Origin of the sequence: Bacteroides sp. GM023 (assembly GCF_014750685.1) — a bacterium.
In the GTDB taxonomy this organism is placed as follows: domain Bacteria; phylum Bacteroidota; class Bacteroidia; order Bacteroidales; family Bacteroidaceae; genus Bacteroides.
Genome location: NZ_JAAXGE010000007.1, coordinates 169889 through 185651, shown reverse-complemented (window position 1 = coordinate 185651; position 15763 = coordinate 169889). Strand labels below are relative to the sequence as shown.

The window sequence follows — 15763 nt, the reverse complement described above, 5'->3', positions numbered from 1 at the left end:
GATTACGTACCCTTGCCGGATGATGTGTTCTTCACTATAGAGACGGCTCATTTTATAGCCTGTTATTAACCATTGAATCAATTTTATTTAAAGAACATGAGAAATTTTCTACTTTTATTCTTGTTACTCATGCCCATGCTTGGCAGTTGCTCCGACGATTATAATGACTCGGCTGCATGGAAGGACATCGACGAAATCTATAAAGATCTCGACCAACTGAAAGAGAAACTCAACAGTTTGCAATTGCAGGCGAATGCGTTGAATGAAATCATTAAAGGTGGCGCCATTACTTCTGTTACAGAAGCGAGTAATGGGGGCTTTATCATCTCTTATAAAGGTACTGATAATGTAGAACACAACTTCACAATCGCTACTTCCGACCAAATGATTTCCAGCCCGATTATCGGGATACAGGAAGAAGCCGGAGTCTATTACTGGACTACTACAACAGGAGGAAAAACATCCTTCCTGCCCGATGCCAATAATCAGAAAATTCCCGTGACAGGCAGTGCGCCACAAATACAAGTGGACGAAAATGGATACTGGGTAGTGAACGGAGAAAGAATCCTGGACAGTAATCAGAAGCCTGTCAAGGCCGAGGGAAAAACGACCTCGCTAATTACAAAAGTAGAGATGAATGATAATGGAACGGCTTCCATCACTTTAGGAAACGGAGAGACATTGTCGGTCAATACTTTTACCTTATTCAATGTAGAATTCAAGAACGGAGAGCAACCTGCCGTTTCTCCTGTTACCATAGAAGAAGGAATCAAGAATTTAACGTTGAGCTACAACGTCATCGGAAAAAAAGCTGCGCAGGCATTGATGCTGATAACACGTAGTGACGACGGACTGGAAGCCAAGCTGAACAGTACCGATAAAACACTGGCTATTACTTTCGCCGATGGTTTCGAAGAAGGTGCAACGATGATTATGCTCTATGATACCGAGGACAATATACTGATTAAACCCGTACGTTTTACACTGCCTGTTATTGAAAACGGAGGTATCGCCACCGGAGCTGATTTCAAAGAATTCATAGATGCTGTCACTAGCGGAAGCAGCCTGCGTAAGTTCAAGAATAAAGAAGGAGAGGTAGTTCTTCTAAGTGATATTGATATGCAAGGCATCACGCTGACAAGCGGTGCAGGAAGCCCGGTAGCCGGCAGTACGATCAAAGCCAATACGAAAGTCGTCTATACAGTCGGGGAACAGACCTTCAACGGTACATTCGACGGTAAGGGATTCTCCATTACCAATCTGACTTGTACTTACAATCTTGAAGACGGAAACATCGCTCATGGACTATTCAATGCGCTCGGTAGTTCCGGTATTATTAAGAACCTGACGGTTTCGGGCAAAGTCACCATTACGGGAGATGCTCCACAAGGGGCTGCAATCGGCGGATTAGTAGGCTATTGTGAAGGAAACCTACTGGCATGTACCAATAAGATTAATTTATCTTTCGAAGGAACAGATGCAGCCAATTTCGGTGTCCGGCTAGGTGGTTTGACCGGTGTATTATTCGGAAATAAGATAGGTGGTACAACACAGGAGAACGGATGTATCAATGAAGGTACGTTGACCTGCGGGGCAATTACCAATATAGGTTCCGGCGCTTATTCCGCATTCAGCCAGGGTGGTATTGCCGGATACATGGAAAATGACGAAGCCTATATCGGATATGCAATCAACAGAGGCGCAATCAGCGCACCTTCAGGACGTGGCGGCGGAATCGTGGGAACCCTTCAGGAAGGAAGTATCGAAAACTGCACCAATGAAGGACTCATTCAGGATGATGTCAATAACACCTTTGACGGCACAGCCAAACGATATAATGTAAAACGCATAGGCGGACTTGCCGGTGGTATAAATACCGACAAATACATGAAATACTGTATCAACAACGGCAATGTATATTCACAAAACGGAAGCCGGGCAGGAGGATTTGTCGGACACAATGCCGGGTATGTCGAATCCTGTACTAATAACGGCATTATCCTGTCTGATGCAACTGTAGACGGTTCCAATAAGCATGGCGCCGGATGGGCATGCGGATATAGCGGCACTAAAACAGGTGTGGATTATATCGCCGATTGTCACATCGGTGGAAAAGTAGGAGATTACAGCACGTATAAAGATAATCCGGACGATACTCCCGCAGCTACTTACAGCAATGCAGTCCGCCACGGAGCTTTCTCCAAAGAAGCCAATAATTTCTCCAATCAGGATGAGTCTTACTATGACTGGACGATAACAGAGGATCGTGAGATAGCATCGGGAGTCACATACAAGCATTATTCTTTCACCAATTTCAATCAGAACATCTATGCTATCGAGATTGATATGAACAACCCGAAAGTTACATTCGAAACGGTGATGGCAGATGAAATCTGTCCGAATCCTAATGGAAATAACAACTCGAACAATGGGAAAATACTTCGTGAGACTCTTTCCGAGACTTGTGTAAGACGGAGAGGTGAAGGAAGAAACATCGTAATGGGAATTAATACAGGCTTCTTCAATTCGCATGACGGTTTTCCAAGGGGTATGCATATCGAAGAGGGAGAACCGGTATTCGTCAATAATCCTTATGTACGCTCTACCCTGACAAATCACGTTTGGGGATTCACTTACTTTGATAATCGTACAGTCAGCTTTGAGAAAAGGGATTTCACCGGTAAAATTAAAGTGGGCACCAAAGAATATGAGTACTATTCAGTAAATGACACTATCGTCCGCCTGGGCGGCAAGCCATCTTATGACGCCAATCTGTACACATTCAGATATGTAAAAGAGCCTCATCCGGGACTGACTAATCCGATAGGCGCCAAAGCGCTGTTTATAACAGGTAGAAACGACCAGCCACTAAAAGTAAATTCCGGCGAGTTCGATGCCACTGTCACTCAAATTATTGACGGAAGAAATGCTGTCGTAGAAGCTCCGTACGTGACAGGTAAAAACGAATGGGTACTACAAGTGACAGGAGACAAAGCAGATGAACTGGCGCAAAGCCTGAAAACCGGAGATAAAGTAAAGATCAGCGCAGAACTGAAAATCGGTAACTCCACTGATCCGATCAAGGTTCATAATTCCAGTATGTATCGTTTCCTCTACAACGGAGTATATGCCGCACCACCCAAGAAAGAAGACGCGGAAACAATCAATCCGACCACCAATCTCGGTATGACACAGGATAAATCGAAGATGATTATCTTCTGTGTGGACGGAAGAACGGATAATGACAGAGGACTCGATTTCTATGAAGCATACAGAGTCTCCAAAAAGTTGGGATTGTATGACGTAATCCGCTTCGACGGTGGTGGTTCTACGGTGATGTGGACATATGAGAATGGCGTCGGCAAGGTTATAAATCATGTATCCGACACCAACGGAGAAAGAAGCTGTATGAATTATCTGCATGTCAGAGTACTTGAATAACGAATCAAACGAATGTTAATCACTGAATATATGAAAAAGTTTATAGGAATCTCATTATTTATATCTGCCTGCTTCCTGGGAAGTTGCAGTTCCTACGATGACGAGCGGATATGGCAGGATCTCAACGATATAGAACAAACGATTGGAGATTACGAGTCTCTGACCCGTACATTGAACGAACAGATGGCTTCACTGTCCGAAGTGCTGGGAAGTTCGTTCATTACTTTAATCAGCCAGGATGCCGATGGTAATTATGTCATATCTTACAGTAACAGTGGCGGAGAAACCCATACTGTAACCATTGCCACCCAGGACGAAGTAACCAAACTGCCCATCATCACCGCCCTACAAGATAATGACGGCAAACTCTATTGGGCACAGACCACTGACAAAGGCAAGAACTACACCTTCATCTTTGATGGTGACGGAAAAAAATTTCCGGTAGGCGGAATCATGCCCGAAGTTCAGATAGACGAAAACGGATATTGGAGTGTAAACGGAACCAGTACCGGTGTACTGGCTAATGATGTAAGCAATCTGTTATTCAAATCGGCCTATATAGACGATAAGACAGGAGAAGCCGTATTTATTCTGGCTGACGGGCAAGAGTTGCGGATGACCCTGCAAGAAGCACTTGGCATCCGGTTCAACAGCCCGGTGTACAATGCCGTAACGGATTATGCCACTCCTGTCAATATTCCATACGAAATATATGGAACCCAATCAGAGAACGCATATGTGGATCTGTTCACCGCCTATAATATGGAAGTAAAAATAGACAAAGCATCCTCTACTCTTACTGCCACCATGAAAGAAGGGGCAACAGAAGGAAACATCCTGTTACTGGCAAGTGCAGGTAATAATACCGTGCTGAAACCGGTGTATTTCACATACGGAACTGCTATTTTGGATGAGCCGCAATATCAGGGACATGTCGGCCCTATCCAGCTCAAAGGAACTCAAATGGAGATAGAGATGCAGATATCCGCCAATATATCTTATCAGGTCAGCACTGAAAATGAGTGGATCACTTATAAAGGTACCCGTGCATTGGTGACAACCACTCATGCCTTCACCATCCTGTCCAACGAGACAGGTGACGAGCGTACCGGGAAGATAACATTCTCCAACTCGCTCTACAATATTTCTTCCAGCATCAACGTCATACAGGAAGCAAAAGAAGTGGAAGATAAAGGTGGCATCAGTTCTACAGCCGATCTTGTGAACTTTGCCAAAGCTGTAAATAATGGCTCGAGCACTTCACGCTGGCAGAACGACGCAGGAGAAGTCGTCTTATTGAATGATATAGACATGGCATCCGTGACGGACTGGACGCCGATAGGCGATATAGACGCTTCCAACCACACAACAGCAGAACCTTATGTGGCCGTACATCCATTCACCGGAGTCTTTAACGGACAGGGATATGCGATTAAAAATCTGAATGGCAGTTCGGATATCACCAACGGAAGATTATCCTACGGATTATTCGGTTCAATAGAGAATGCGACTGTCAAAAATCTGACATTGGGAGATGCAAGTACGACTGTTACCTGGACAATGAGCGGAACAGCCCCCAAATATACGGTCATCGCACCTCTTGTCTGCTTTGCCAAAAATTCTGTGATAGAAGGCTGTACAAACTATTATAATATAGACTTTACCGCCGACAATAAATCCGGGGAATTCGTAGCTCTTTCCGGCCTTGCAGGTGCTATTATAAATACCACTATCGGAGGAGAATCCAAGACACAGGGTTGTGCCAACAGGGGATTCGTCCGTACCGGTCGTATCAGCAACACTGCCAACGGCGGTACAGGTATGCAAACGGCAGGAATCTGCGCTTTCATGGCAAAAGCCGAAGGAGGTAAGTTAAGTTATTGCACCAACCATGGCGACATCAGCAGTCCGACCGGAAGAACAGGCGGCATTGTAGCCACATTGATGTATGGCAATGTATATAACTGCGACAACAGAGGAACCATCGAGGACGACAAGGCAGGACAATATGAAGGTAAAGAAATGAGCGTCACCTACAATTATAAACGTATGGGAGGAATTATAGGCGGTACGGATGACCTACGCACGAAACCGGAATGTACAGTAGAATCATGTACGAACTACGGCAACGTTATGACTCACCTGAGTGTCCGCACAGGAGGTATTATCGGCCACTCCAACATACAGATTATAGGTTGTGTGAACAAGGGAGCAGTCTTGGGAGATGTATTCACCGAAGGAAACGGAACCAACAGACACGGCCCGGGCTGGTTATGCGGCTATTCGGGAGCTTCTACCGCCACCTGGATTAACTGTAAAGCCTGTGTATGCGGCGGCTACGTAGGTGACTACAGCAAATACAAAGACGATCCGACTTCCGCACCGGACGCAACTAACGAGAATGCATTCTGCCATTCAAACAAGAACTATGATCCTAGTATAAACTTCTAAAAAAGAAAGGAATAAGACATGAAAAGAATATATATCTTCTGTTCGCTGCTCCTGACTCTGCTGGTAAGCAGTTGCAAGGATTACGACGACTCTGCTATTCAAGATAAGCTCAACGACTTTAAGGAGCGGATTGCCGCCCTTCAGGAGAAAGCGGATAAACTCAACGAAGAAGTTTCCAAACTAGGCTATCTGACAGGAGGAAATGTCATCACTTCCGTCACACAAAATTCCGACGGGCAATATGTCATTACTTACAAGGATAGTAATAATGAAGAAAAAGCTGTCGTTGTGGCAACCCGGGAAGACGTCATAGAAATTCCCGTACTGGGTGTACGTCTCAATGACGAAGACCAGTTGTACTACTGGACAACGACTACCGGCAATACGACGGACTGGCTCAAGGATAATGCCGGCAAGAAAGTCCCGGTCTGCGGATATACCCCCGAAATGGGGGTAAATGCAGACGGTTACTGGACTGTCGACGGTGAAATCCTGAAAGACAACAAAGGAAACCCGGTAACAGCCACAACCGACGAAACCAGCATCTTCAAGAATATAACCAAAACCAAAGACGGGTATCTTGAAATCACCTTAGGCAACGGAGAGAAGTTCACACTGGAAGTTTTCAACTCTCTGAATCTTAAACTCAAATCGGATGCCGCCACTTCTGTAAGTGACACATCCCAGTCCTTAAAAATAGAATACGAAGTGACGGGAGCATCGGCAGAAGACGCTATTGTCGCCATTGCCCAGGCAGTAAACGTAAAAGCAACGCTTGATAAAGAAACCCGTATTCTTACGGTCACGTTTGAAAACGGATTTGACGAGGGACATGTTATTATCACGGCTTATGACCTGCATCATTTGGTTATCAGACCACTTTTATTCAAGAAAAATTAATCCTTAAAACGATATGAATATGAAAAGAAGAATCTTCTACGCCGGACTTTTGGCATTGCTCACCCTAAGTTCTTTTGCCGCAAATCCTGTTTCTCCGGAAAGGACACATGCGCAAAAGATTGTAGATGAAATCCACAATCCCAAAAGTAATTATGTAGTAGTGGTTTCACACCGGGGAGACTGGCGGGACTATCCCGAGAACTCGATTCCTGCCATCGAATCCATTATCCGGATGGGAGTCGATGTCATGGAGCTTGATTTGAAACTGACCGCCGACAGCGTACTTGTGCTCTGCCACGACGGAACAATCGACCGGACGACTACCGGAAAAGGGAGAGTAAGCGAAGTGACTTATGACTACATCCAAAGTTGTTACTTGAAAACAGGACATAACTGCCCGACAAAATACAAAATGCCGACTTTAAAAGAAGCATTGGCAGTCTGCAAAGACCGGATTGTCGTCAATATCGACCAGGGCTATCAGTATTATGACCTTGTAATGGCTATCACGGAAGAATTGGGTGTTACGGAACAAATCCTTATCAAAGGAAAAAAGTCCGTTGACTTTGTAGAAGCCCAGGCAAAGAAGTATAAACATGAGATGATGTATATGCCTATTATTGATATCAATAAGCCCAGCGGACAAAAACTGTTCCAGCAATACATAAGCAAGAAAATCATCCCTTTGGCTTATGAAGTATGCTGGCAACAAAATACTCCCGAAGTTGAGAAGTGCATGAAAGATATCCTCGCACAAAACTCCAAGATTTGGGTAAATACACTGTGGCCGTCTCTCTGCGGAGGAGAAGAAGCCTGTATATACGATGACTACGCCTTCGAACACGGAGCGGAAGCCTATCGGAAAGTACTCGACCTCGGAACGTCCATTATACAGACAGATCGTCCGGAATTACTGATTGGCTACCTGAAGAAAATCGGACGCCACGAGTAACCTGAAAATTTATTATTTACATAAGAGAAAAACGAATGCTTATGAACATGAGATCAGATTAAGAATATAAATCTATCCCTGATAGAACACCTTATTCGGAAATAATCAACTAATATATTCACAGATCAAGAAAAAAGATGCATTTTTGTACTTTAAACAGATACGCTATGAAGATAACCAACGACATATTAAAAGATTATTTCTACGACAAGTGTTCTCACGAGGAAGAAATAGAAATCCAAAAGTGGTTGACAGAAAATGATAACGATCAGGTAGACCAACGTTTCCGTGAGATCATTTCTGAAATTCAGGTGGAAGATCGCGAGTTATCTCAAAAAGCCTTTCTGAAATTTCAAGAAGCGACTCAGCCCAAACAGGTTCGCACATTACAGCCTAAGTTCCGGCGTACTATTCGCTGGACACAACGGGTGGCAGCAGTCCTTTTCATCCCACTTTTGTTTTTAGCCGGATATTTGCTTCTTGACAAGAAAGCGAATACACACTGGAATGATATCACCGTACCGCACGGTATGCAGCAGACACTCACTCTTTCGGATGGCACCAAACTCCATGTCAATTCAGGCACACGGGTTATCTATCCATCCGACTTCACAGAAGATAAAAGAGAAATATTTGTCAGTGGAGAACTCTTTGCCGAAGTGGCCAAGAACCCGGGCAAGCCTTTTATCATCTCTGCCGGTGACGTCCATGTGCAGGTGCTGGGTACGAAATTCAATCTTCGCGCTTACGGAAACCTTGAAACCGTGGAAGTTGCGCTCGTAGAAGGTTCGGTACTGTTCAAAACTCCCGCTCATCCCAATGAGATTCTGAAAAAAGGAGAGATGATTCAGTATAACCGGACTTCACAGAAGATTGTCCGCGATACGTTCCTTGCTACTATGTACAAGTGTCCGGCAAAAAACGAAGGATTCTATTTCAGTAATCTTCCCCTCAGTGACATTGTGAAGGAACTGGAATATTATTTCGATACCAGAATCATCATATTAGATCAAAAGTTAGGCGACAGCAACTACATTGCTTACTTCACTAACGGGGAAACTCTCGACGAGATTTTATCCAATCTCAATACAGACGGACAAATGTCCATAACCCGGAGTCAAGGAGTAATCATGATTACCTCTGCGACTCAATAAAATCAGCAGTAGTGTAACCTAATATGAAGCAAACTAATATTTATAGAAAATATATATCAACAATCTGGTTTGCTTGTGTGATGATAATTTTCTCTCAACCTGTTCTAGCACAAGACATAACCTTACAATTACAGAATGTTACAGTAAAAGAAGCGATAGAAGCTTTACATAAGACCAAAAATTATTCAGTTGTAATCAAATCATCCGAGATCAACATGAATAGGAAAGTGTCTGTCAATGCAAAAGATGCGCCCATCAACAGGATCCTGGATCAGATATTCGTGGGACAGAACGTGAGTTATACAATCAACGGGCATAGCATCATTATCAGTAAGAAAACGGGGACAAGCCAGCAGAAACCCGGCGAGAAAAAGAAACAACAGACAATTGCCGGCATTGTTTATGACGAAGAGGGTAATCCCGTCATCGGTGCTTCCGTGATTATCAAGGAAACCTCACAGGGAGCAATTACCGATTTGGATGGCAAGTTTTCCCTGGAAGGATTCATTCCTTGCACGCTGGAAGTTTCGTATGTGGGATATGAGAAGATTACCGTTCATGCCAAAGACGGACAGATGAAAACCATCCGGTTGGTTCCTTCCAGTCTGATGATTGATGAAGTGGTCGTAGTAGGTTACGGCAGCCAGCGCAGAAGTAACCTGACAGGTGCGGTATCAACGATTTCGAGCAAGGATCTGAACAACCGCCCGGTAGTATCAGCCGCCAATGCGTTGCAGGGGGCTGACCCGGCTGTCAACCTGACTTTCGGAACCGGCTCTCCCGAATCGGGATATTCATTGAATATCCGTGGGGGTATTTCCGTTAACGGCGGTTCTCCGTTGGTACTTTGTGACGGCGTGGAAGTTCCCTTGAATCAGGTAAACGCCAATGATATCGAATCTATTTCAGTGTTGAAGGATGCTTCATCATGTGCCATCTACGGAGCAAAAGCCTCGGCAGGTGTCGTACTTATCACGACCAAATCAGGTAGCGCGGCAGCGAAAGGGAAAGCAAAAATCAGTTATAACGGCCGTTTCGGATGGACGCAGAATACGACGTCTACCGACTTTATCCGCACCGGATACGATTATGTCACGTTCGCCAACAAATTCTACAATGCATACAATGGGGTTAACATGTATTTGTACGAAGATGAAGAACTCCAGAAGCTATACGACCGCCGGAACGATATGACTGAAAATCCGGAACGTCCGTGGGTGGAAACCGGAGATGACGGCAAGTACTATTATTATGGTAATACAGACTGGTATGGCTATTTCTACAATCGTACCCGCCCACAAATGGAGCACAATGTTTCCATTACCGGCGGAGGTGAAAAGGTTAATTACTACATCAGCGGACGTTACTATCAACAGTATGGCATGTTCAATATTGACAAGGACCTTTACAAGGATTATTCTTTCCGCGCCAAGATGGATGCTCAACTGAACAAGTGGATTAAATGGTCGACAAACGTCGGGTTGGACAATAATAATTATAAATATAATGGTACGTCCAACTATGCCATGACCATCGCCCGCCTGGAATCGAATATCAGTCCGTCATTCGTGCCTTTCAACCCGGATGGCAGCATCGTGCAATACACCAACCAACTCTACGCCAACTCTCCTCTCGGAGCCGGCGATGGTGGATATCTGACATCCCGGAGGGGACATAACACGAAATCAAGGACTCTTCTGTCCGTAGTCAACCAAATAGACCTGACTCTGCTGGAAGGACTGACACTGACCGCCAATTACAGTTATCAACAAAGAAAGCAGCTATATCGCTACCGGAATAATTCATTCGATTATTCACGCAGCGAGGGAGTGACACAGACCTTTACTTCCGGAAGTATTTTCAACAACTACGAAGAAGATGAATATTTCCCGGTCACTCATATGCTGAACTATTATATGACCTATGAACATACATGGGCAAAAAAGCATAATTTCAAAGCAGTGGCAGGTAGTCAGTATGAAACCTATCGGAATGTCAATAAGGACACATCCATGACTAACTTGTCCAATGACAACCTGGACTCATTTTCTGCTGTAACTCCGGAAAGTGTGCTTACCGTATCACAGGATATCAATGCCTACAAGACACTCGGCTTCTTCGGACGTATCAACTATGACTACATGGGTAAATACTTGCTTGAAGTGTCATGCCGTGCCGACGGTTCTTCCCGGTTTGCGGAGGGAGACAGATGGGGAGTGTTTCCTTCGGTTTCAGCCGGTTGGAGAATCTCGGAAGAGAAATTCTTCAAGCCGGTAAGCGACTGGTGGAGCAGTCTCAAACTGCGTGCTTCCGTAGGTAGCCTGGGAAATCAACAGGTAGATTATTATGCCTACCTGCAAACCATCACTTCCGATAACCAATTCAATTACACTTTCGACGGAGAAGGCAAGGCATATTATGCAAAAATATCCAATCCTATCTCTTCCGGCCTGACCTGGGAAACTGTTACAACCTATAATGCCGGAGTAGATATGTCATTCCTGAACAACCGGTTAAGTGTGACTGCCGACTACTATGTCCGTAAAACGACCGATATGCTGACTACTTCGTTGACTCTGCCCGATGTATATGGCGCTTCCACTCCGAAAGCCAACTGTGCCGACTTACGGACAAACGGTTGGGAATTATCCGTCTCCTGGAATGACTCGTTCAAAGTAGCCAACAAGCCTTTCAGATACGGGATACAAGCCACTTTAGGCGACTATCAGCGTACAATCACCAAGTACAACAATCCCGACAAGCTGATTTCCGACCATTATGTAGGTAAGAAGATGGGTGAAATATGGGGATATCAAGTAGACGGATTGTTCAAAACGGACAAGGAAGCTGCGGAATATCAGGCTAAAATCAACGACAAGGCTGTTAACGGACGTGTTTACAGCAGCAAGGTAGACGGTTATCTGCGTGCCGGCGACGTACGCTTTGCCGACCTGAATGGCGACAATGTGATCGGAGCCGGAGCCGGAACAGTGGACGATCCAGGTGACAAACGTATCATCGGAAATACAACTCCGAGATATAACTACTCCTTCCGCCTGAGTGCAAGCTGGAACGGCATTGATGTATCCGCCTTTTTCCAGGGAATCGGAAAAAGAGACTGGTATCCGACTTACAGTTCGACATCACAAGGTTCCAATTCTTTTTGGGGCCCTTACTCCTTCCCTTCCACCTCTTTTGTTGAGAAGTCGTTCCCGGAAGATTGCTGGACGGAAGATAACAGAAATGCCTTCTTCCCACGCATCAGGGGATATCAATCCTATTCAGGCGGTTCGCTCGGCACAGTCAACGACCGGTATATACAGAATATTGCTTATCTGCGTTTCAAGAATCTCTCTATCGGATATACCCTGCCTGTCAGCAAACGTATCTTTGAGAAAGTCCGCGTTTACGTATCGGGAGAGAATCTATACTATTGGTCTCCTTTGAAGAAGCATAATAAAACGATTGACCCGGAATTGGCTATCTCCAGCAGTACTTATTCATCCAACACGGGTTCCGGCTATGCTTATCCGCGCGTTTACACGGTCGGAGTAGATATTACTTTTTAATTAATGACTAATCAGATATAGTATGAAAGCTATCAACAAAATAATAATTTTGGGAATGGTCACCGCACTATTCAGTAGTTGTGACTTAACCCTTCTGCCGGAAAATGCAGTGACACCGGATAATTACTTTAAAAACAAGTCCGACCTGGAGTTATGGACAAACCAGTTTTATACATTACTGGACGAACCGGATGCCTCGGCAGGAATGAATGCCGATGATATGATTGACAAAGGGATGGGACAAGTGATTGAAGGTACGCGTTCGGCTGCCAGCGAAACCGGATGGTCCTGGTCAAAGCTCCGCCATATCAATTATTTCCTGCAACATTCTTCGAATTGCGATGATGAGACAGCCCGTAATGAATACAACGGTGTGGCTCAATTCTTCAGGGCTTATTTCTACTTTGTAAAGGTACGCCGTTATGGAGATGTACCCTGGTACGACCAGGTGTTGGGTTCGGAAGATCAGGAATTGCTGGCTAAAGCAAGAGATTCCCGTGAATTCGTAATGGATCAGGTACTCAAAGACTTTGAAGATGCCGCGACTAATCTGCCCGCCAAAAGTAAGGAAAGCCGGAATACCCGTGTTACCCGATGGGCAGCTTTAGCGTTTGCAAGTCAAGCTGCGCTATACGAAGGAACCTACCGGAAGTATCACGGTATGGATAATTATGAAAAGTACCTGGAAGCTGCCGCCAGTACGGCGAAGCAGTTTATTGATGAAAGCGGATTCAGCCTGTACAAAGAAGGGACAGAACCTTACCGGGATTTATTCTGTGCAGACCAGGCCAAAGCAACGGAAGTAGTACTGGCACGCGCCTATAATTTTGAAGGATTACAATTATCCCATTCCGTACAGTTCAGCATTGCCAACTTGCAAATGGGCTTTACCCGCAGATTTATGAATCATTATCTGATGTTGGACGGCAGCCGGTTCACGGATAAGGAGGGGTATGAAACGATGTTTTATACAGATGAAGTAAAAGGCCGCGATCCCCGTCTGGAACAAACCGTACTCTGTCCGAAATATATCCAAAAGGGAGAAACAACCGTTACCGCCAATGATTTAAGTGCTTATTGCGGTTACAAGCCTATCAAATTCGTAAGCAGCAAAGACCATGACGGAGCAGCTAAAAGTACGTCCGACTGGCCTTTGATGCGGGCAGCGGAAGTTTATCTGAATTATGCCGAAGCAAAAGCGGAATTAGGTACTCTCAAACAAGAAGACCTGGATATCTCTGTCAATAAAATACGTACACGTGCCAAAATGCCGGATCTTATTCTTGATGATGCCAACGGCAAACCGGATGCTTATCTCGCTGCCTGCTACCCGAACGTCGACCAGGGAGCTAACAAAGGCGTCATCCTCGAAATTCGTCGGGAGCGCACCATCGAGCTGGTTATGGAAGGATTGAGACAATGGGACTTATTCCGCTGGAAAGAAGGGAAACAGATGTTCAACCACTATATTCCTTATCTCGGGCTCTATATTCCCGGAGTGGGAACGTATGATATGGATGGTGACGGAACACCTGACCTGGAAATCTATGAAACAACGGCAACTTCACAATGCGACAACAAAAAGAAACTGGACAAGGATATTTATCTCTCCAACGGAACGTCCGGCTATATTATCGGATTTCCTAAAGTAACTTACGGCAAGGACTGGAAAGAAGAAAGAGATTATCTATGGCCGATTCCTGCTGACCAACGCGTACTGACTCAAGGTGTGTTAAGCCAGAATCCGGGTTGGGAAGATGGTTTAAGCTACTAATCAAAATACAAATAACATTTTTCAGAAGAAGGTGTATCGAGTGAGTTCGATGCACCTTCCCTATAACTATTGCCCTTTCCCGGGCAACAAACATTCTATTATCATGTTAAAAAGAATCATAAACTTCTATCGTATCAGCACCCCTTCTCCCACCTTACAGGAGAATCCCCACAAACTCAAGAAACTGCAATGGGCTACTTTTTTATCCGCTCTTGCAGGATATGGCATCTATTATGTGTGCCGTCTTAGCCTGAATGTAATCAAAAAGCCGATTGTTGACGAAGGAATTTTCTCGGAGACTGAATTAGGCATTATCGGTGCCGTGCTGTTCTTTACATATGCGATAGGAAAATTCACCAACGGATTCCTGGCAGACCGCAGCAATATCCGTCATTTCATGTCCACCGGTCTTTTGGTGACTGCTTTAGTCAATCTTTGTTTAGGTTTCGCTCATTCGTTTATATTATTCGCAATTCTGTGGGGAATCAGCGGATGGTTTCAGTCAATGGGTGCCGCCTCTTGTGTTGTCGGTCTCTCGCGTTGGTTCAGTGATAAGAAACGAGGATCGTTTTATGGATTTTGGTCTGCGAGTCATAACATTGGCGAAGCAATGACGTTTATCATCATAGCTTCTATCGTAAGTGTACTCGGATGGAGATACGGATTCTTCGGAGCAGGAATCATCGGACTGATCGGGACTCTTATTGTATGGAACTTTTTCCATGACACACCCGAAAGTGAAGGGCTCCCTCCGGTCAATCACCCGAAGTTAAAAACAGAAGACACGATAAGTCAGGCCGATTTCAACAAAGCGCAGCGAAAAGCATTAAGTATGCCCGCCATATGGATACTGGCATTGTCCAGCGCACTAATGTATATCAGCCGCTATGCGGTCAATAGCTGGGGAGTATTTTATCTGGAAGCACAAAAAGGATATTCCACTTTGGATGCCAGTTTTATTATTTCCATCAGTTCGGTATGCGGAGTTATCGGTACCATGTTCTCAGGAGTCATTTCCGACAAGTTTTTCGGTGGTCGCCGCAATATGCCTGCACTAATCTTCGGGCTTATGAACGTTGTCGCCCTCTGCCTGTTCCTACTCGTTCCGGGTGTTCATTTTTGGTTGGATGTGGTAGCTATGATTCTGTTCGGGACTGCTATCGGAGTGCTTCTATGTTTCCTCGGCGGGCTGATGGCTGTCGACATTGCGCCCCGCAATGCTTCGGGAGCGGCATTGGGCATCGTGGGAGTTGCCAGCTATATCGGTGCCGGCATACAGGATATTATGAGCGGCGTCCTTATCGAAGGGCACAAAAGTATCGTTGACGGCAAGGAAATCTATGATTTTTCTTACATCAATATTTTCTGGATTGGAGCGGCATTGCTTTCCGTCTTTTTCGCATTATTGGTCTGGAATGTGAAAACAAAGGATTAATGAAGCTGTCAGTATCATAAAAAACGTGAGTTCTTTTCGTCCTCATATGGATTTATTTCGTATTTTTGCGTGCACATCCCCTTTTTT

The 15763-nt window shown here is 44.9% G+C and carries 8 protein-coding genes; all 8 read left to right on the top strand.

Annotation, left to right across the window (positions count from 1 at the left end; translation table 11 throughout):
• Window positions 1-96 precede the first annotated feature (96 nt).
• Window positions 97-3441, top strand: a complete 3345-nt coding sequence (locus tag HC965_RS16190; protein ID WP_191032429.1) for a PL29 family lyase N-terminal domain-containing protein — start codon at window positions 97-99, stop codon at window positions 3439-3441.
• Window positions 3442-3471: 30 nt separating this feature from the next.
• A complete protein-coding gene (locus HC965_RS16185) occupies window positions 3472-5892 on the top strand; it encodes a PL29 family lyase N-terminal domain-containing protein (RefSeq protein WP_223854918.1) in 2421 nt (806 codons plus the stop codon).
• A gap of 18 nt (window positions 5893-5910) precedes the next feature.
• Entirely contained in the window at window positions 5911-6792 is an 882-nt protein-coding gene (locus HC965_RS16180) for a PL29 family lyase N-terminal domain-containing protein (RefSeq protein ID WP_191032427.1), read from the top strand.
• Window positions 6793-6811: 19 nt separating this feature from the next.
• Window positions 6812-7744 carry a glycerophosphodiester phosphodiesterase family protein gene (locus tag HC965_RS16175; protein ID WP_370539985.1) on the top strand — a complete coding sequence of 311 codons (933 nt, stop codon included), beginning with the start codon at window positions 6812-6814 and terminating at the stop codon, window positions 7742-7744.
• Window positions 7745-7911: 167 nt separating this feature from the next.
• Entirely contained in the window at window positions 7912-8898 is a 987-nt protein-coding gene (locus tag HC965_RS16170) for a FecR family protein (RefSeq protein WP_191032425.1), read from the top strand.
• A gap of 23 nt (window positions 8899-8921) precedes the next feature.
• Complete coding sequence (locus HC965_RS16165) at window positions 8922-12467, top strand: TonB-dependent receptor (protein ID WP_191032424.1); 3546 nt, start codon at window positions 8922-8924, stop codon at window positions 12465-12467.
• A 22-nt stretch (window positions 12468-12489) separates the two neighbouring features.
• Complete coding sequence (locus HC965_RS16160; protein ID WP_191032423.1) at window positions 12490-14241, top strand: RagB/SusD family nutrient uptake outer membrane protein; 1752 nt, start codon at window positions 12490-12492, stop codon at window positions 14239-14241.
• Window positions 14242-14344: 103 nt separating this feature from the next.
• Entirely contained in the window at window positions 14345-15676 is a 1332-nt protein-coding gene (locus HC965_RS16155) for an MFS transporter (protein WP_191032422.1), read from the top strand.
• Window positions 15677-15763 lie beyond the last annotated feature (87 nt).

Excerpts from the sequence above, each read along its gene's own strand:
- HC965_RS16190 (WP_191032429.1), top strand. The coding sequence starts at position 97 with ATGAGAAATTTTCTACTTTTATTCTTGTTACTCATGCCCATGCTTGGC.
- HC965_RS16185 (WP_223854918.1), top strand. The coding sequence starts at position 3,472 with ATGAAAAAGTTTATAGGAATCTCATTATTTATATCTGCCTGCTTCCTG.
- HC965_RS16180 (WP_191032427.1), top strand. The coding sequence starts at position 5,911 with ATGAAAAGAATATATATCTTCTGTTCGCTGCTCCTGACTCTGCTGGTA.
- HC965_RS16175 (WP_370539985.1), top strand. The coding sequence starts at position 6,812 with ATGAAAAGAAGAATCTTCTACGCCGGACTTTTGGCATTGCTCACCCTA.
- HC965_RS16170 (WP_191032425.1), top strand. The coding sequence starts at position 7,912 with ATGAAGATAACCAACGACATATTAAAAGATTATTTCTACGACAAGTGT.
- HC965_RS16165 (WP_191032424.1), top strand. The coding sequence starts at position 8,922 with ATGAAGCAAACTAATATTTATAGAAAATATATATCAACAATCTGGTTT.
- HC965_RS16160 (WP_191032423.1), top strand. The coding sequence starts at position 12,490 with ATGAAAGCTATCAACAAAATAATAATTTTGGGAATGGTCACCGCACTA.
- HC965_RS16155 (WP_191032422.1), top strand. The coding sequence starts at position 14,345 with ATGTTAAAAAGAATCATAAACTTCTATCGTATCAGCACCCCTTCTCCC.